The organism is Variovorax sp. P1_G12 (genome assembly GCF_056405555.1).
In genome coordinates, this window is the sequence record NZ_JBFUBW010000003.1 from 135,744 (window position 1) to 152,661 (window position 16,918).

The 16,918-nt window shown below is 69.2% G+C and carries 15 protein-coding genes; 4 read left to right on the plus strand and 11 right to left on the minus strand.

Annotated elements, in window-relative coordinates; all coding sequences use genetic code 11:
* Positions 1 to 69: 69 nt before the first annotated feature.
* The 9 genes from AC1D2O_RS04755 to AC1D2O_RS04795 all read right to left on the minus strand — a co-directional run bounded on the left by AC1D2O_RS04755 (position 70) and on the right by AC1D2O_RS04795 (position 13,174).
* Positions 70 to 1,134, minus strand: a complete 1,065-nt coding sequence (locus AC1D2O_RS04755; RefSeq protein ID WP_478086590.1) for an adenylate/guanylate cyclase domain-containing protein — start codon at positions 1,132 to 1,134, stop codon at positions 70 to 72.
* Positions 1,127 to 1,498, minus strand: a complete 372-nt coding sequence (locus AC1D2O_RS04760) for an Hpt domain-containing protein (protein ID WP_478086591.1) — start codon at positions 1,496 to 1,498, stop codon at positions 1,127 to 1,129. Before AC1D2O_RS04760 ends, AC1D2O_RS04755 begins: the two co-directional genes overlap by 8 nt.
* The gene (locus AC1D2O_RS04765) at positions 1,495 to 5,181 is read right to left on the minus strand and encodes a GAF domain-containing protein (RefSeq protein WP_478156341.1); all 3,687 of its coding nucleotides are present in this window, start codon (positions 5,179 to 5,181) and stop codon (positions 1,495 to 1,497) included. The genes AC1D2O_RS04760 and AC1D2O_RS04765 overlap by 4 nt, the downstream gene beginning before the upstream one ends.
* Before the next feature lie 59 nt (positions 5,182 to 5,240).
* Complete coding sequence (locus AC1D2O_RS04770; RefSeq protein ID WP_478156343.1) at positions 5,241 to 7,352, minus strand: prolyl oligopeptidase family serine peptidase; 2,112 nt, start codon at positions 7,350 to 7,352, stop codon at positions 5,241 to 5,243.
* Complete coding sequence (locus AC1D2O_RS04775; protein WP_478086596.1) at positions 7,349 to 8,311, minus strand: AraC family transcriptional regulator; 963 nt, start codon at positions 8,309 to 8,311, stop codon at positions 7,349 to 7,351. Before AC1D2O_RS04775 ends, AC1D2O_RS04770 begins: the two co-directional genes overlap by 4 nt.
* Positions 8,312 to 9,296: 985 nt before the next feature.
* Positions 9,297 to 9,803: a hypothetical protein gene (locus AC1D2O_RS04780; protein ID WP_478086597.1), complete on the minus strand. Its 507-nt coding sequence runs from the start codon at positions 9,801 to 9,803 to the stop codon at positions 9,297 to 9,299.
* 100 nt (positions 9,804 to 9,903) lie between these two features.
* Entirely contained in the window at positions 9,904 to 10,905 is a 1,002-nt protein-coding gene (locus AC1D2O_RS04785) for a Bug family tripartite tricarboxylate transporter substrate binding protein (RefSeq protein WP_478086599.1), read from the minus strand.
* Positions 10,906 to 10,943: 38 nt separating this feature from the next.
* Positions 10,944 to 11,939 carry a hydroxymethylglutaryl-CoA lyase gene (locus AC1D2O_RS04790; protein ID WP_478086600.1) on the minus strand — a complete coding sequence of 332 codons (996 nt, stop codon included), beginning with the start codon at positions 11,937 to 11,939 and terminating at the stop codon, positions 10,944 to 10,946.
* A complete protein-coding gene (locus AC1D2O_RS04795; RefSeq protein WP_478086602.1) occupies positions 11,936 to 13,174 on the minus strand; it encodes a CaiB/BaiF CoA transferase family protein in 1,239 nt (412 codons plus the stop codon). The genes AC1D2O_RS04790 and AC1D2O_RS04795 overlap by 4 nt, the downstream gene beginning before the upstream one ends.
* 93 nt (positions 13,175 to 13,267) lie before the next feature.
* Here AC1D2O_RS04795 and AC1D2O_RS04800 point away from each other — a divergent pair, with 93 nt between their 5' ends.
* The 3 genes from AC1D2O_RS04800 to AC1D2O_RS04810 all read left to right on the plus strand — a co-directional run bounded on the left by AC1D2O_RS04800 (position 13,268) and on the right by AC1D2O_RS04810 (position 14,975).
* The gene (locus AC1D2O_RS04800) at positions 13,268 to 14,188 is read left to right on the plus strand and encodes a LysR family transcriptional regulator (RefSeq protein WP_478086604.1); all 921 of its coding nucleotides are present in this window, start codon (positions 13,268 to 13,270) and stop codon (positions 14,186 to 14,188) included.
* A gap of 220 nt (positions 14,189 to 14,408) precedes the next feature.
* Positions 14,409 to 14,615, plus strand: a complete 207-nt coding sequence (locus AC1D2O_RS04805) for a hypothetical protein (RefSeq protein WP_478086606.1) — start codon at positions 14,409 to 14,411, stop codon at positions 14,613 to 14,615.
* Between the two features lie 78 nt (positions 14,616 to 14,693).
* A complete protein-coding gene (locus AC1D2O_RS04810) occupies positions 14,694 to 14,975 on the plus strand; it encodes a hypothetical protein (protein WP_478086607.1) in 282 nt (93 codons plus the stop codon).
* A 24-nt stretch (positions 14,976 to 14,999) separates the two neighbouring features.
* Here AC1D2O_RS04810 and AC1D2O_RS04815 read toward each other — a convergent pair whose 3' ends face one another.
* Together AC1D2O_RS04815 and AC1D2O_RS04820 are read right to left on the minus strand one after the other, a co-directional pair.
* Entirely contained in the window at positions 15,000 to 15,746 is a 747-nt protein-coding gene (locus AC1D2O_RS04815; RefSeq protein WP_478156345.1) for a hypothetical protein, read from the minus strand.
* On the minus strand, positions 15,743 to 15,907 hold the full coding sequence (locus AC1D2O_RS04820; protein WP_478086611.1) for a hypothetical protein: 165 nt from the start codon (positions 15,905 to 15,907) through the stop codon (positions 15,743 to 15,745). Before AC1D2O_RS04820 ends, AC1D2O_RS04815 begins: the two co-directional genes overlap by 4 nt.
* A 587-nt stretch (positions 15,908 to 16,494) precedes the next feature.
* Here AC1D2O_RS04820 and AC1D2O_RS04825 point away from each other — a divergent pair.
* Positions 16,495 to 16,914 (plus strand): hypothetical protein, encoded by a 420-nt coding sequence (locus AC1D2O_RS04825; RefSeq protein WP_478086612.1) that lies wholly within the window; start codon positions 16,495 to 16,497, stop codon positions 16,912 to 16,914.
* Positions 16,915 to 16,918: the final 4 nt, after the last annotated feature.

Here is a 16,918-nt window from a genome sequence, read left to right on the forward strand (position 1 = left end):
GTGCCCGAACGCCCCACCCCCAGGTTTGGTGGACACGAATCACATTCTGTGACATCGGCGGGCGATGCTTCAGCTTGTCGGCCTCGACCGATCCGCCTCGGTGACGGCGTAGACCTCGACCGCGGTCGCCTTGCCCCGCATCGACGCCGCGCCGAGGGACTCGACCGGAATGCGTCCACCGAGCGCCATGCAGGTCGCCGGATCGAGCAGGATCGTCCGCTTGGCGAGCTTGGTGTGTTCCTCCAGGCGCGCGGCAAGATTCACGGTATCGCCGATGCAGGTGTAGGTCGCGCGCTGCTGCGTGCCGGTGTAGCCGGCCACCATGTCGCCGGTGGCGATGCCCACGCCGATGCGGATCGCGGGCTTGCCCGCCGCGGTGCGCTCGACGTTCAGCAGGTCGATCATCTCGACCATGTCGAGTGCCGCGCGCACCGCGGCCGCGCCATGGTCGGGCAGCGGCAGCGGGGCGCCGAAGATGGCCATCAGGCCGTCGCCGACCATCTGGTTCACCACGCCGCCGTGGCCGTTGATGGCGTCGAACATCAGCGTGTAGTAGGTGTTGAGCAGTTCGATCGTCTCTTCGGGCGGCTGCGATTCGACCAGCGCGGTGAAGCCCCGGATGTCGGAGAACATCACGGTGCCATGCACATGCCGCCCACCGAGCGCGAAGCCGGATTGCTCCAGGTCCTGCACGACCTCGGAGGTGGCGAAGCGGCGCACCAGCTCCTTTTGCTGGTCGCGCAGGCGCTTCTTCTCGAGGCTGGCGCCGATACGGGCCTTCAGCAGCACCGCATTGACCGGCTTGTGCAGATAGTCCTCGGCGCCGAGCTCGATGCAGCGCACGATGTCGGCCACGCCCTCGAGCGACGAGGTGACGATCACGGGCAGGTCGCGCAGTTGCGGATCGCCGATCAGCTGCTCCAGCACCTGGAAGCCGTCCATCTCGGGCATTTCCATGTCGAGCAGCAGCAGGTCGTAGGCTTCGCGCCGCAGCAGTTCGAGGGCGACGCGTCCGTTCTCGGCGCAGTGGACGCTGTGGCCCTGCAGTTCGAGACTGCGGGCCATGAGCAGGCGGTTGACCTTGTTGTCGTCCGCCACCAGCAGCCGGGCCGGTGCATGGCGAAAGTCAGTCATGGCTCAGTTCCTCCAGGGCCGCAGCCACTCGCGCGTACTCCGCCGCCAGCGCGTCGAGTGCATCCGATCGCCGCGCCGCCTCGAGGCCCCCAAGCTCCTGCTCGCGCGCCATGGCGCCCAGCGCGAGCGCGCCGAAGGTGAGGCTGTTCGATTTGAGCGAATGCGCCGCGCGGCGAAAGGCGTCGGTGTTGCCGGTGGCGAAGGCGTCGCGCAGTTCCTTCAGCATCGCCGGCGCTTCTTCGAGGAAGGTCTGTACCAGCTCCTTCACGAAATCGGCTCCCGCGGTGTCCTGCAGTTCGGCGAAGGTCGCGCGGTCGATGGAGGCATCGCTCATGGGCCCCCCGCGCTGGTCGGTGGTGTTCATGTCGTTCGGTCCTTTCGTGCCGGCACGCTGGTCAGCGCTTCGACCAGCCGGTCGATGCGAATCGGTTTGGTCAGGTAGTCGTCCATGCCCGCGGCCATGCACATTTCGCGGTCGCCCTGCATGGCATTGGCCGTCATCGCCACGATGCGCGGACGCTGCGCCGCCTGCAGCAGCGTGCAGATCTGCCGCGTCGCGTCCAGTCCGTCGAGTTCGGGCATCTGCACATCCATCAGCACCACATCGTAGGCCTGGCGCTGCACCGATTCCACCGCCTCGATGCCGTTGGCGGCGAGGTCGGCCCGGTAGCCCATCTGCTGCAGCAGGCGCATCGCGAGCTTCTGGTTCACCGCGTTGTCTTCGGCCAGCAGGATGCGCAGCGGATGGCGTGCGGCCATCGACGGGTCGATCTGCGGCTTGCCCGGGCCGCCGGCCGCGGGCTTGGCGGCCGCGTCGGGCGCCAGCAGGCTCACCAGCGTGTCGAACAGGTGCGACTGGCGGATCGGCTTGGCCAGGTAGGCGTCGAGCAGCGATTCGGCGTCGCCCGCCTCGCGCCGGCCCACCGAGCTGAACAACACCAGCGGCAGGCCCGCGTGCTTCGCGCGGATGCGGCGCGCCAGGTCGATGCCGTCCATCTCGGGCATGTGCATGTCGAGGATCGCGAGATCGAAGCGCTCGCCTTCTCCGAGCCAGCGCAAGGCCTCGGCCGGCGATTCGGTGGCGCGCGGGTCCATGCCCCACCGGCCGGTCTGCAGCGAGAGCAAGCGCCGGTTCGTGGCGTTGTCGTCGACGATCAGCAGGCGCTTTCCTCGCAGTTCGGCCTGCACGCCGATGAAGTCGCGACGCCGGCTCGGCGGCAGTTGCGCGGTCGGCACCTCGATGGTGAAGAAGAAGGTCGAGCCGCTGCCCACGCCGTTGCTCTCGGCCCACATCGTTCCGCCCATCAGCTCGGCCAGCCGCTTGCTGATCGCCAGGCCCAGGCCGGTGCCGCCGTACTTGCGGGTGGTGCTGGAGTCGGCCTGCGAAAACGACTGGAACAGCCGGCCCATGCCCTCCGGCGACAGGCCAAGGCCGGTGTCGCGCACGGCGAAGGTCAGCGTCACCTTGCCGGCGGACGCGGCCTCGGCGCTGACGGTCAGCACCACCTCGCCGGTCTCGGTGAACTTCACCGCGTTGCTCAGCAGGTTCAGCAGCACCTGCCGCAGCCGCGTGAGGTCGCCGCTCACGGCGGCCGGCACGTCGCCCTCGAACACGTAGGCCGTGTCGAGGTCTTTCTCGGTCGCGCGGGTGCTGACGAGGTCGAGCGCCGTCTCCACGCAGTCGCGCAGGTCGAACGGATGCGACTCGATGTCCATGCGCCCGGCCTCGATCTTCGAGTAGTCGAGGATGTCGTTGATGATGGTCAGCAGCGCATCGCCCGAATCGCGGATGGTCGCGACGTAGTCCTGCTGCTCGGCGTCGAGCGTGGTGTCGAGCAGCAGGCCGCTCATGCCGATCACCGCGTTCATCGGTGTGCGGATCTCGTGGCTCATCGTCGCCAGGAACGCGCTCTTGGCGGCGTTGGCGGCCTCGGCCGCGGCGCGCGCCTCCTGCGCCTGCTTGAACAGCGCGGCGTTCTGGATGGCGACCACGGCCTGGTCGGCGAAGGTCTTCAGCAGCTTGATTTCCTTCTCGGCGAACGGCCCCGGCGGCTGGCGGGTCACGTGGATCGAGCCGATGTTGCGGCCCTCCCACATCAGCGGGGCGATCATGATCGCGTAGGTACCGACCTTCTCCGCCACCTGGCGCATGAACTGGGGCAGCTGCGGTTCGGCCAGCGCATCCGGAATGTGGACGATGTCGGGGCCCCCCATGGCCTGCCCGATCGGCGTGTGGTCGATGGGCCGCGGATAGTACTTCTCGAGTGCCTCGCGGGCCGAGCCGCGGTGCGCGCCCAGGTGCACCTGCCCGTCGTACCCGATCAGCGAGATGCCCATCTGGGAACCGGAGAACAGGCGTTGGCAGCTCTCCAGGATCTTGTCGAACACGGGCTGCGCGTTCTCCATGGAGCCGCTGATGACCTGGAGCACTTCGGCGGTCGCGGTCTGGCGTTCCAGCGCCTCCTGGGTCTCGTTGAACAGCCGGACGTTCTCGATGGCGATCACCGCCTGGTCGGCGAAGGTCTGGACGAGCCCGATCTCGGCCGGCGCGAAAGGCCGCACCTGGTTGCGCAGCAGGGAGATCACGCCCACCGACCGGCCGTCGTGCAGCATCGGCACGGCCAGCACCGTGCGGAAGCCGTTGCGCGCCTGCAGCTCGCGCACGTCCGGATACTCGGTGGCGAGCAGCGGCACGACGTCTTCGACATGCACGCAACGGCGCTCCAGGAATGCGCGCCCGGCGATCGAGCTGGCGCGCAGCGGCAGCTCCAGGCCCGCCGAGTCGCCTCCGTACGCCGGCCCATAGCTCGTCATCGCGCGCAGCCGGTCGCCGACCGCCAGCCAGACCCGGCTGCCTTCGGCCCGGCACAACTGGCCGGCGCGCTCGGCCACCGTGTCCAGCACCGGCTGCACGTCGGTCGGCGAGCCGCTGATGACCTTCAGCACCTCGGCCGCCGCGGTCTGGTGCGCCAGGGCCTCCTGGGTCTCGTCGAACAGGCGCGCGTTCTCGAGCGCGACGCCCATGCTCGCGGCCACCGTTTCGAGGAGCTGGATCTCGCTGCTGCCGAAGGCGTATTCGCGCTCGTGGTTCTGCAGCCCGATGATCCCCAGGGCGCGGTCGCTGCCGACGATCGGGACGGCGACCATCGACAGCGCCCAATCGGTGCCCGGGGCCGGCTTGAGGCCGGCCCGGGTCTGCTCCTCGCGCGTGTTCGCCACGCCGACCTGGCGCGTGTGGAGCAGCCGTTGCGCCGGTTCGTCCGGCTGCAAGGGCCGCGCCGGCGGCAGCGGCAGCGGCAGGTTGTGTTCGTAGCGGTACAGCGCCTGGATGAGGTTGGTCTTGTCGTCCCACCACAGGATGCTGACGTCGCCGCTATCGAACACTTCGCGCAGCTTGTCGCCGACCATGGTGATGATGGCCTGGAATTCCAGCCCGGCCGCCATGCCTTGCTGGATGCTGTTGATGAAGCTGAGCTCGCCGGCGCGTTGCGCGAGCTGGGCCGTGCGCTCGGCCACCTGGCGTTCCAGGCGCTCGCGGGAGCGGATGTGGGCCAGGGCCGCGGCGGCCTGGCTCGCCAGCCGGCTCAGCAACTCGCGGTCCGACCCATGGAAGCGACCGGCCGGGCCTTCGATGTCCGCGTAGAGGTGGCCGAGCAGCTCGCGCTGCGCGACCAGCGGGGCGATCAGGCACGAGCGCTGGAGCAGGGGGGCGGCGCCTTCGGGCCCATGACGCAGGCTCGCGGCGTGCGTGCGGCGGGTTTCGCCGAGCCAGGGTTCGATCGCGGCCAGCACAGTGGCGGCATCTTCACTTGGCGGCAGCATCGACGCGGCGATGCGCGGGCCGCCATCGGCCTCGAGCACCAGCAGCACCCGCTGCGCACCGCTCAGTTCCGCCGCCTCGTCGACCAGGACGCGGTGCAGCTCGCTCTCGCTGCACGACGCATTCAGGCGCAGCCCGCTGTCGATCACGCGCTCGAAGGGTTCGCGCAGGTCGGTGCCGGCGCGCAGCGCCTGCATCGACAGTGGCCGGGACCGGGACTCCGCCATGGGGCAAGTGCCTCCTGCGATCAGGGGTGGATGCGCGAGTCGCGCACACTGCGTGGAGTCTAGCGGCGAAGCGGCTGGTGGTCGCGGGGGCCGAGCCGCTCCCACAGGAATCGGTAGGCCAGGGCCTGCATCGTGGCGGCCTGTTCGTTGTTCGCGGCGCCGCCGTGGCCGCCCTCGATGTTCTCGTAGTAGGTCACGTCCTTGCCCGCCTCGATCATCGCCGCCGCCATCTTCCGGGCATGCGCCGGGTGCACCCGGTCGTCCCGGGTCGAGGTGGTGAACAGCACGGGCGGGCAGGCGCGGTGCGCATCGAACAGGTGATAGGGGGAAAACGTCCGGATGAAGGCCCACTGCGCGGGGTCGTCGGGATCGCCGTACTCGGCCATCCAGGAGGCGCCGGCCAGCAGGCGGGCGTAGCGCCGCATGTCCAGCAGCGGCACCTCGATGACCACCGCGCCGAAGCGCTCCGGGTAGCGGGTCAGCATCATGCCGGCGAGCAGCCCGCCGTTGGAGCCGCCCTGCGCTCCGAGGTGGGCTGGCGAGGTGATCCGGCGGGCCACCAGGTCGTCCGCCACCGCGGCGAAATCCTCGTAGGCGCGGTGGCGGTTCTCGCGCAGCGCTGCCTGGTGCCAGCGCGGCCCGTATTCGCCGCCGCCGCGGATGTTCGCCACCACGTACACGCCGCCCTGCGCAAGCCAGGCCCGACCGAGCGCACCGGAGTAGCCCGGGGTCAGGGAGATCTCGAAGCCGCCGTAGCCGTACAGCAGCGTCGGCGCCGTGCCGTCGCGCACCAGGTCCGCCGGGCCCACCAGGAAATACGGGACGCGGGTGCCGTCGTCCGAGGCGGCGAAGTGCTGCTCGACCGCCAGCCCACTGGCATCGAAGAAGGCCGGCATGGACTTGAGCAGCTCGGGCGCCTGGCCCACGGTCGCCAGCGACAGGGTCGAGGGGGTGAGGTAGTCGGTGGCAGTGAGCCAGACGTCGTCGGATTCGTCCGCTTCGACCGCTCGCGCGTGCACGCTGCCGATGGCCGGGGCGCCGACGAATTCGCTGCGCTCCCAGGGCCCGGTGCCGGCGGCCGGCGGCGTCAGGACGTGCAGGCGGCTTTTCACGTGGTCGAGCACGTTGACGACCAGCTGGCTGCGGGTCCAGGTCGTTGCCGCCAGCGAGCGCGTCGGGCCCGGTTCGAACAGGACGGCGAAGTCGCGCTCGCCCTGCATGAAACGATCGAATTGCGTCGCCAGCAGGAATCCGGCGGCGTAGCTGCGGCCATCCACGGTCCACGGTTCACGCAGTTCGATCAGCAGCCACTCCCGTCTGACGCTGAGTTCGGCCGACAAGGGGGCATCGACCTTCTGCAACTGGCCGCCCTTCGTCACCAGCAGGAGCTCCGAACTGTAGAACGCGAGCGACCGGGACACGAAGTCCCGCTCGAAACCCGGGGTGTGCATCCGGAAGGCCGAGATGTACATGTCGTCGGCCAGGCCCTCGTACACCGTGCGGGCGGATTCCAGGGGCGTGCCCCGGGTCCAGCGCCGGGCGACCCGCGGATAGCCCGACGTGGTGGAGGCGCCGTCCCCGAGGGTGGCGAACGCATACACGGTGTCGTCGTCGATCCACCCCAGGCCGCCCTTGGACTCCGGGCGGAAGAAGCCGCCGTGTTCGGGCGCCACGAAGGCCTTGGCCACCAGGTCGAACTCCCGCGTCACGTCGGCATCGGATCCGCCGCGCGAGAGGCTCACGAGCGCCTTGCGGAAGGCCGGCCGCAGCACCGTCGCTCCGTGCCAGACCCAGTGGACGTCCTCCGCCGCGGCGAGGGCGTCGAGGTCGAGCACCGTCTCCCAGGCCGGATTCGCGCTCCGGTACTCGGCCAGCGTGGTGCGCCGCCACAGGCCCAGCGGGTGGGCGGCGTCCTTCCAGAAGTTGTAATAGAGGTCGCCCAGCCTGGAGACCTCGGCAATCTTCGCCTCGGAGTCGAGCACCGCCCGCACCGCGGCCCGCGTGCTGGCGAATTCGTCGCTGGCCGCCAGGGTGCGCAGGGTCCGGGCATTGCGCTGGCGGACCCAGGCCAGGGCGTCGGCACCTTCGACCTCCTCGAGCCACAGACGAGGATCTGCGGGCTCCGTGGGCGCGGGCTCGGGTTCGGTTCCGGAAGGGAGAGGGGAGGTCATGAGGTCGATTGGATCCGAACTTCGCGAAACGTGGCGCGCCGCACCGACCCCGGCGAGACGCCGGTGAAGCGCTTGAAGGCGCGACTGAACGCGGCCTCGGACTCGTAGCCGACGCGGCTTGCGAGCTCGGCCAGCGGCGTCTCTTCATCCTTGAGCCAGGCTTCGGCCGCATGCATCTTCCAGCGCGCCACGTACTGCATGGCGGGCTCGCCGACCCGGTGCGTGAAGCGCGCCGCAAAGGCCGAGCGCGACATGCCGACCTGGCGTGCCAGCGATTCGACGGTCCAGTGGCGCGCCGGGTCGCGATGGATGAGCGCGATGGCGCGACCGATCTGCCGGTCGCGCAGCGCGCCGAGCCAGCCGGTCTGCGCGGCGGGGTCGCTCGCCAGCCAGGCGCGGATCGCCTGGATCACGAGGATGTCGGCCAGCCGCGTGATGATCGTCTCGCCACCGGCGCGCAGTTCCTGGGCCTCGGCCACGATCAGGCGCAGCGTGCTCTGCAGCCAGTCCTTCTCGGGGGAATCCCAGGCATCGACGCGGATCACGCGCGGCAGGGCCTCCAGCAGCCGATGCGCGGCGGCGTGGTCGAAGCGCACCGCGGCGCAGATCATCGAGGTGGCCGCGCCGCCGCCGCCATGCCGCAGGACTTCATAGCGGTCCTTGACGAGTTCGCGCGGCAGATCGAACAGCTGGCTGGGCAGGGCGCCCGCGCCGCAGCTCAGCTTGTGGCCTTCGCCGTGCGGCACCAGCGCGAGATCGCCGGTCCGGAGAGCACAGGGTTCGGCGCCGTCGATCTCCAGCCGGCACTCGCCCGAGGTCACGACATGGAGCATCAGGCAGCTGTCCATCGCCGGCAGCCCGAGCGTCCACGGCGCCGTGAATTCCGAGCGGCAATAGAAGGTGCCGCTCATGCGCAGGAAGTGCAGCGCTTCGCCCAGCGGATCGGCGGGTGTTGTCATGGCGTCGAGCATGGCCGCAGTATCCGCGCGCCAGCGGCGGCGCGTCCATCGTTTTGGACGATCGGGCATGAACGAGCGACGGCCTGCAACCGCCGGGTCCGCATCCCCGGCCAACATCGGAGCTTCTTCCACCCACCCTCAGGAGACGATCATGAAAGAAGTCTTGAAACTGGTCCTCGGCGGCACGGGCAAGACGGGCCGCCGCGTGGCGCAAGGGCTGCAGGCCCGGGGCCTCGGCGTGCGCATCGGTTCGCGCGCCGCCGTGCCCGGCTTCGACTGGGACGACGCCCGGACCTGGCCCGCGGCACTGGAAGGCGTGGATGCGGCCTACATCGCGTACCACCCCGACCTTGCGGCGCCGGGCGCGCCGGCCGCGATCCAGGCTTTCACGGACCTGGCGGTGCGAAGCGGCGTGACGCGGCTCGTCCTGCTGTCCGGCAGGGGCGAGCCCGAAGCCCAGCGCTGCGAAGACATCGTGCGCCGTTCGGGCGTCGACTGGACCTTGATCCGGGCCAGCTGGTTCTGCCAGAACTTCAGCGAAGGCTATCTGCTCGACCCGATCCTCTCGGGCGTCGTCGCGCTGCCTGTGGGTGCGGTCGGCGAGCCCTTCGTGGACGCCGCCGACATCGCCGAGATCGCGGTCGCGGCGCTGGCCGAAGACGGCCATGCGGGCCAGCTCTATGAAGTGACGGGTCCCCGGCTGTGGACCTTCGCCGACGCCATCGCCGAGATCGGCCGCGCCACCGGGCGCCGGATCGACTTCGTCGAAGTGCCGATGGAAGACTACATTGCCGCGCTGCAGCAGGCGCCATTGCCGCCAGGCTTCGCCGATCTCATCCGCTATCTCTTCACCGAGGTGCTGGATGGGCGCAATGCGTCGGTCGCCGACGGCGTGCAGCGCGCGTTGAGGCGGCCGGCGAGGGGTTTTTCGGACTATGTGCGCGAGACGGCGGCCCGCGGGATCTGGTCGGATTCCGGATCCGGCCTACCAACGCCAGCGTTCGCGCTCCAGATCGTCGCCGACGCTGTAGTGGTCGACCCGTCCGGTGGGGTCGACGTAGATGTAGAGCAGCCGCCGGTTGTTGATGTGAAGGTAGCGCCAGGACCACACGGTGCCGTCGAAAGAGGTCACGCGCGTGCGTTCGAACGGTGACCCGTAGGTGAAGAGGACGTCCTCCACGCGCCACTCGCCGGGCCGGATCGTGCTGCCGAACAGGCCTTCGTCGAGCTCCTGCCTGACCGATCGCACGCGACCCGAGGTGTCGAGGTCGACGTTGCTGACCTGGAAGCCGGCGGGGCCGCGTGAATATTGCAGCCGATCGCCGGTCGGGGTGCGATAGACGGCCGTGGGCGGCCCCAGCTGCTCAAGCACCTGGTCGCGGCCGGCGCCGGGCTGCACGCGCGAGGGGTCGCTCGCACAGCCCGCGAGCAAGGCGGCGACCAGCGCCATGGCGCATGCGGCCGTGCGTCGGAAACCGGATGAGTGCGACATGATGGCCATGGTATTCGCGCCCGAAGACCCTCCGGCTGTCGAAGCATTGCCGACCGGGCGTCGGCGAGTTCGCGCACCTGCACACCGGGGCGGCTGGCGCTCAGTCTGCCTCGATCCGCGCCGCCTTGATGACCTCCGCCCAGCGCACCGTCTCCGCCTTCACCAGCGCGTCCATCTGCTGCGGGTTCAGGTAGTCGGCGGTCGCACCCTGTTCCTGCGCCTTCTGCTTGAAGGCGGGGGTGGACACGGTCTTCGCGATCTCCGCGGTCAGCTTGTCGATGATCGGCTTGGGCGTCCTGGCGGGCGCGAACACGCCGAACCACGAGGTGGCGTCGAGCTGGGGCAGGCCGGCCTCGGCGGTCGTCGGCACTTCGGGCAGGCTCGCGAGGCGGGTCTTTCCGGTGGTGGCCAGCACCCGCAGCTTGCCCGACTGGATGTGCGGCACGAAGGGCGGTGCCGTGCCGAAGGTGATGTCGACCTGGCCGCCCAGCAGGTCCTGCAGCGCCGGGCCGGTGCCCTTGTACGGGATGTGGGTCAGCTTGATGCCGGCCTGCTGCTCCAGCATCGCTCCGGTCGCGTGTTGCAGCGAGCCGTTGCCTGAAGAGGCGTAGTTGAGCTTGCCGGGGTGCGCCTTCGCGAAGGCCACGAGCTCGGCCATGGTCTTGAAGGGCAGGTCGGCGCGCACGACGACGATCTGCGGCGCCGACAGCACGTTGGCCACCGGCGTGAGGTCCTTCGCCTCCCATTGCGGCGCCTGCTTGCTGACCAGCGGGGTGATGACGTGATAGCCCGAGTACTGCATCAGGAGCGTGTAGCCGTCGGGCTCGGCGCGCTTCACCGCCACCGCCGCGATGGCGCCGTTGGCGCCGCCCTTGTTGTCGACCACCACCGTCTGGCCCAGCGCGCTGCCCAGCGGCACGCCGAGCATGCGCGCCGCGATATCGGTGGTGCCGCCCGCGGCCGTGGGCACCAGCAGCATCACGGGCCGGCTGGGATAGCCGGCCGGCGCCTGCGCGTGCAGCGCCGGGGCCAGCCCGAAGGCCGCGATGCCGATCGTCGCGAGGCCTAGCGCGCGGCGAGAGATGTGGTGCGAGGTTGTCATGGAAGTCTCCTTTTGTGATCTTTGAAAAAGGCGATGTCTCAGGTCGCCGGGCCGGCATCGCGCGCCAGGGCCCGGTCGCGCCAGAGCGCGAAGTCGGGCGGTGGCGCGTGCAGGTCGAGCCTGCGGCCGGCCTTGACGATCTGGCTCGGGATGTCGTGGCCGATCAACGCCGGCAACCGCTCGGCCGCCCGCAGCAGCAGCGGCAGGTCGCAGCCGGTGTCGAAATCCATCAGCTCGAGCGCGTGCACGATCTCCTCGGTGCACACGTTGCCACTGGCCCCGGGCGCATAGGGGCAGCCGCCCAGCCCGCCGAGGGAGGCATCGAAGCGGTCGGCACCCGCGTCGATGGAAGCCAGCACGTTGGCCAGGCCCATGCCGCGCGTGTTGTGGAAGTGCAGCGTCAGCTCGGCGTCGGGCAGCCGCCCGCGGAACGCCCGCACCGTCTGCGCCACCTGGGTCGGGAAGGCCATGCCGGTGGTGTCGCACAGCGTGATGCCGCGCGCGCCGGCGGCCATGAAGCGCTCCGCCCAGTCGAGCACCGCCGCCGGGTCGATGTCGCCTTCCATCGGGCAGCCGAACACGCAGGACAGCGACACGTTGACCGGCACCTCGGCCTGCCGAGCCAGCGCGATCACTTCCGACAGCGCCGCGAAGGACTGGGCCCGGGTCATGCGCAGGTTGGCGAGGTTGTGGGTCTCGCTGCACGACATCACCAGGTTCAGCTCGTCGGCGCGCGCTTCGACCGCGCGCTCGGCGCCGCGCACGTTCGGCACCAGGCAGGTGTAGACCATGCCCGGGGTGCGGGCGATCTCGCGCAGCACGATCTCGGCATCGCGCAGCGCGGGAATGGCCTGGGGCGAGACGAAGGCGGTGGCCTCGATCTTCGCGAGCCCGGCGGCCGACAGCGCATCGATCAAGGCGATCTTGTCGGCGGTCGGCACGAAGGCCGATTCCATCTGCAGGCCGTCGCGCGGGCCGACCTCCTGCATGTGGATGCGGCGGCGTGCGCCGGTCCAGCTGTCTTGCGGATTCATGCGATGGCGCCTTTCGCGCGGAGCAGGGAAATCTGTTCGGGTGTCAGGCCGGCCTCGCGCAGCACGGCGTCGGTGTCGTCGCCGAGCCGCGGTGCCGACGAGCGCACGCTGCCGGGCGTGTTCGACAGCTTGGGCACGATGCCGGGCACGTCGATCTCGTGGCCGTCGCGCGTGGTCTGGCGCAGGATCATGTCGCGTGCCCGGTAGTGCGGGTCCTGGTGGATGTCCTGCGCGGTGTAGACGCGGCCGGCCGGCACGTTGGCGCAGGCCAGCCGCTTCAGCACCTCGGCCACAGGCTGGGGCAGCGTCCAGGCGGCGATCGCGGCGTCGAGTTCGTCGACGCGCGCCACCCGCCCGGCATTGCCTTGCAGATCCGGCGCGGCCGCCAGGTCGGGCCGCCCCGCCGTCTCCATCAGCCGCCGGAAGATGCTGTCGCCATTGCCCGCGATCAGCACGTAGCCGTCGCTGCACCGGTAGGCGTTGGACGGCGCGATGCCGGGCAGTGCGCTGCCGGCCGCCTCGCGCACCGCACCGAAGGCGCTGTACTCGGGCAGCAGGCTTTCCATCACGTTGAACACCGCCTCGTGCAGCGCCACGTCGATCACCTGGCCGGGCCCGCCGTGCACCTTGCGGTGGTAGAGCGCCAGCAGCACGCCGATGGTGCCGTGCAGCGCCGCCAGCGTGTCGCCGATCGAGACGCCCACGCGCACCGGCACCCGCCCGGGCTCGCCGGTCAGGTGGCGCAGCCCGCCCATGGCCTCGCCGATGGCGCCGAAGCCGGGCAGGTCGCGGTAGGGGCCGGTCTGGCCGTAGCCCGAGATGCGCAGCATCACCAGCCCCGGGTTGGTCCGGCGCAGGTCTTCCCAGCCCAGGCCCCAGCCTTCGAGCGTGCCGGGCCGGAAGTTCTCGATCAGCACGTCGGCTTCGCCGATCAGCCGGCGGGCGATGTCCTGGCCTTCGGGCGAGCGCAGGTCGATCGCCACTGAGCGCTTGTTGCGCGACTGCACCTGCCACCAGACGGAGGTGCCATCCTGCAGCATGCGCCAGTTGCGCAGCGGGTCGCCGCTGCCCGGCGTCTCGATCTTCACGACGTCGGCGCCGAACTCGCCGAGCGTCTTGCCGCAGAAGGGGCCGGCGATCAGCTGACCCATCTCGACCACCCGCAGGCCGGCGAGGGCAGCGGACGCCGCGGGCGCGGATGAGGAAAGGGGCGGGAGGGGGGAAGCAGCGTTCATGGGGTAGGCATGATGGCCAGCCCCCGGCACGCTGCAAAGCGGTGATTGGCGAGGCTGCCATCGCGGATCGCGATGGTGTGTAATGGCTGCTCCATGAAGCTCGATCCCGTCTCTCTGCGCCTCTTCGTGGCGGTCATGGAGGAGGGCACCATCGCCGCCGCCGCGCTGCGCGAGCACCTGGCACCGGCGGCCGTGAGCAAGCGCCTCAGCGAGCTCGAGGACGCGCTCGACACGGTGCTGTTCCAGCGCAGCAACAAGGGGGCGCAGGCCACCGCCGCCGGGCACGCGCTGCTCGGTCTCGCGCGCGGCGTCCTCAACGGCCTGGACGACATCGCCGAGCAGATGGCCGGCTATGCGAGCGGCCTGCGCGGCCACGTGCGGGTCTTTGCCAATATCTCGGCCATCACCCAGTTCCTGCCGGACGACCTGCGCAGCTTCATGGCGACGGCGCCGCTGGTACAGGTGCATCTGCAGGAGCGCATCAGCTCGGCGATCGCGCGCGCCGTGGCCGACAGCACGGCCGACATCGGCATCCTGAATGCGGGCTCCTATGGCGAAGCGCTGACCGTGCTGCCGTACCGGGAGGACGAACTGGTGCTGATCGTGCCGCGCGAGCATCCGCTGGCACGGCGCAGGAAGGCGAGCTTGCGCGAGGCGCTGGCGTACGAGTTCGTGGGCGCGCATCCGGGCAGCGCGGTCAACAACCAGCTGCACAAGGCGGCGGCGGAGATCGGCCTGCCGCTGCGCCTGCGTATCCAGGTCAGCGGCTACGACGCCATGTCATTGATGGTGGCGGCCGGCATGGGCGTCGGCGTGCTGCCGCGCCGGAGCGCGCGCCTCTACCTGTCGTCCCTGGGCATCCGCGCCGTGGCGCTCGACGAGCCCTGGGTGCGGCGGCAGCTCATGGTCTGCGTGCGGTCGATCGAGGCCCTGTCGCCTGCCGCGCGCAGCCTGGTCGACCACCTGTGTGCGGACAGCGCGCCGGTCAGTCCTGCGCCGCACCCAGGGGCATGACCGCCCCAGATCCCGAGCACGAAGCAAGGGTGCTGGTCGAAATCGGGTGAACGCGCGGAGGATCGAACCCCACACGGTGCCGGAGAAGCTGATCCCGAGGCCCTGGGGGATCACGCGCCGCGAGTGCGCCATGCTGCCGTCAAGCGCCGTGCGATACATCGCTGCGAGAGGGGGATTGGGTGCACCTCCATACTGTTTGCTCAGAGCAGGGATGACTCACATGCAGACGTTGAAAAAACGCTTCGAGTACAAAGGCCACACTGTGGTGATCACCACGACCCGGGCAATTGGGACTTGGCGTTGGCGATTTGAAATCGACGGCCAGTTGTTGTTCGCTGAGCAAGTCCAGCCTGGCCACAGGTCTGAGGCCGCCGCGGTGATAGAGGCCACTGCCGAAGCGAGACATCGCATTGACAAGCTGACTTAGCCGCGCGACGTTGCGGATCGAGTGCGGGTGACCTGGGTGGATTGGTTCATACTGGTCTTCCAAACACCGGAGGTTGAAATGACGAACATCACCAACGCTCGATGGGAGATCAGTTTGCGCGGCACCGGCGTGGTATTCGAGGCAGAGTCTGAGGACGGGAGTGCTGAATTCATTGTCGTCCCGGATACCCTGGCCGATCTGGCCGGCGACACGAACTTGAATGCACAGCAGTGCCTGGAAGTGTTCGCAGATCATGCGGCCGAGATCTCCGAGGCGGCTGGCGCAGACCTCAAGTCCGGGGTTGCCGCTCGGGGGCGACTCACCCATATCTCAGCCGACAAGCTGCCAAGCCTGAAGTAGGCGGCTGAGAAGGACAGACGCGCGCTAGCCGGACCCGCGGGCTGACTGCTCCGGGCGATCTAGCGCCGGTGCCGCGCGAGTCTCGGCAGGATGCGGCACAGGCCTCAGCGCGAAATGCACCGAATCGGGAAGGATCCATGCTGCGTAGCCCAGCCCATCCGCCAGCAATTGCAGCGCGACGGCATCGATGGCAAGCGCACGCGGCGCGCCATGGGCGTCATCCGGCGAATCGGTGATGGGTGCTTCGCCATGCCGCGCAGAGAAGCGCAACGCATCGACACCCTCGGCCTCGATACAGATCGCGTCGACATGTTCCGCGTTGTCGTTCAGATAGCCGAGCGCGCCCAGGAACATATAGAGCAGTGCAGCGCTGTTCGGGAATCGCGGCCCGCCTTGGCTCGACAACTCGTCGCCGACACGGAGGCTGATGCCGCGGAGATCGAAAGCCACGCGCATGAGCGCAGTCCCCTGCGCCACGAGGTCGCTGCGCGTGATGCTTTCCCCATCGCTCGAGAGTTCCAAACCGCGCAGGAACTGCTTGCCGGCCGGGAGCGCCGCGACCTGGTCCTCGATGCCTGCCGCCCGCGCTGCCAGAGCCGCAGGGTCGACCGTGGATGCACTTGCCAGCTGGTGCTTCATCAGCAGGACCGCCATGCGAATTGCGGCCACGGGGGCGGCCATCTCGTGTCGCAAAGCGGGCAACGCGCGCATGAGCAGTTCGTGGCGAACGCCCGCCGCCATCCAGCTGCGCGCTCCTGGTGATGCTTTCATTTGCCCGTGTCCCGCAATGAAATCCTGTCGGAGGATTCAAAGTCGGCGGGATTCTGCAGATGGCGGAGGATGTTGCAACACGCCGTGCAGTCCCGCGGCACGCGCGACACAAGGTGGCTGTCCAGCGCCGCTTCGTGGTCTTCGTCGGTCAGTGTGTTCACTTCAGAAATCTCCGTTCTTCGTTGAGGATCTCCTCTCTGAATTTTCAGTATGGAGCCGAGGATGCCGATCGGCTGTAGGACAGCGCTCCATCAACGCCGGCGTAGGCGGCGTCGCGTAGACACTTGTCCTACGCAGTGGCTGATGACGGGCCTACGAACGCACGAAGAAGGCTTTCCTACATTGAAATCCGGAGTGACGTTGCTCCGAACACTCGAGAGGTAACACATGGCAAACCAACCAGGACAGAACGCGCCGAATCAACCGGGCAATCAACCAAGCGGCCCCGGGCAGCAGCAGCAAACCGACCCAGGAAAGCCGCAGCCCGGTCAAGGCAACCCGAGCACCCCCCAGCAGCCTGATCAAAAGCGTTGAGCTGCATTCCGCCCGGTGGAAAAAGGCCGGGCGGACTTGGATCGGCCGCCCGAGGGACGCGATCGAGGCGAAGCTGCCGCCGAGGCCGCACAAGATGGGCCCTGAAGAGTAAACTGCCGCGTCACACAGCRCCRCTGTCGTCCTCGAGGACGGACGACGGGCGACTTCGAGCGGCGTGTGCGGTCGGGGGGCAGACCTGCGAAGGGGGACAACCATGACCATGCATCTCGCGATCGGCGACTCGTCCGGGCCGCTTTCGATCGCCAGCGGCAATCACTACAACCCGACCGGCGTCCTGCTCTCGCCCGGCGCCACCTACGAGATCGCGGCGGACGACAGCCGATGGCTCGACTGGCATCTGGCATCGAGCGCGGACGGCAGGATCCAGCCCAGCTTCGCCCAGTCGATGGCGCGCTGGGCGCTGCGCTGCAAGGAAGGCCGGTGGTTCCAGCTGATCGGTGCGATCGGTCGCAACGATGCCCATCTGTTCCCCATCGGGAAGCACGCCGTGTGGACCTACGAAGGCCAGAGCGACGAGGTCGAGCCCGAGCTGTTCCTGTTCGCCAATGACGCCTGGTTCGCCTACCTCAACAACCATGGCGCGGTGAACGTGACGGTCACGAGAGTCCGGTAGGTCG